The organism is Rhodopseudomonas sp. BR0G17, from assembly GCF_010907025.1.
GTDB classification, from domain to species: domain Bacteria; phylum Pseudomonadota; class Alphaproteobacteria; order Rhizobiales; family Xanthobacteraceae; genus Rhodopseudomonas; species Rhodopseudomonas palustris_H.
The window spans coordinates 1-818 of sequence record NZ_QUML01000084.1 but is presented as its reverse complement, the minus strand read 5'-3'; the positions used below and the strand labels follow the sequence as shown (position 1 = coordinate 818).

The 818-nt window shown below is 64.1% G+C and carries 1 pseudogene; it reads right to left on the bottom strand.

What is annotated here, in order from left to right:
* Positions 1 to 120: 120 nt before the first annotated feature.
* Positions 121 to 748 (bottom strand): annotated as a pseudogene (locus DY467_RS25290) (transposase); the annotation flags it as partial.
* Positions 749 to 818 lie beyond the last annotated feature (70 nt).

Genomic DNA, 818 nt, shown 5'->3' with positions numbered 1-818 from the left:
ACCGCCCAGTTACGCCACCTGGTGGGACACGACCGCCCAAAATTGGGCGCCGATACGGGGTCAAAGAATTGGGCGTCGATACAGGGTCCCTTTTGGGCTCTGTCGCGATTTTGGTGACGATCACCGTGATGCTGATACTCCGGCGAGACGAGCCTGAAGCAAGTCGATCTTGGCACGGCCGTACATCTGGCGCTTGATCAGCTTGAGCCGGGTGATCTGGCCTTCGGTCTGACCGTTGGACCATGTCTCGGTGATGGCGGCGCGCACGGCGGCCAAGTCCTTGGTGATGCCCGCAACAAACGCGGCCGGCAGACTGGATCGGGCCGCGGTGATCCAGGCATCGAGATCGGCACCGGCTTTGCCACGGATCATCGATAGGAAGCGCTCGGTAAGGTCGCGTGCTTCGTTGAGTTTTGGAACGGCGGTCTCCATGGTCGCGACGAGCAAGGTCCCGGATCGCGTCAGGTGATCGCGTGCGACAGTCATTAATCGCGCGATGGTGCGCGCCGATGGTACACGATCGAGCACCTGCGCCGTCGAGGCGGCACGCTTCCGTCGTGCCGTCCATTCCGACACGACGCCCAAGCAGCCGCCACATTTCGGCGCCGTTTCGGCAGCCGTCCGACCAGAAGCCATCGAGGAGAGCGAGATATGGCTCCAGCGAACTCTGCCGCGTCCGGAAGATGTCCGTCCGCTCGCCGCGGGTGACCTGCCGGACCAGCTTACGGCTGTGGCTGGTCCGCCGTACGCATCCGGCGAAGACCCCAGGTAGCGTGGATATTCGTGGCGGCGGCTCAGGCGGCGGCGCTGGCTTGCTG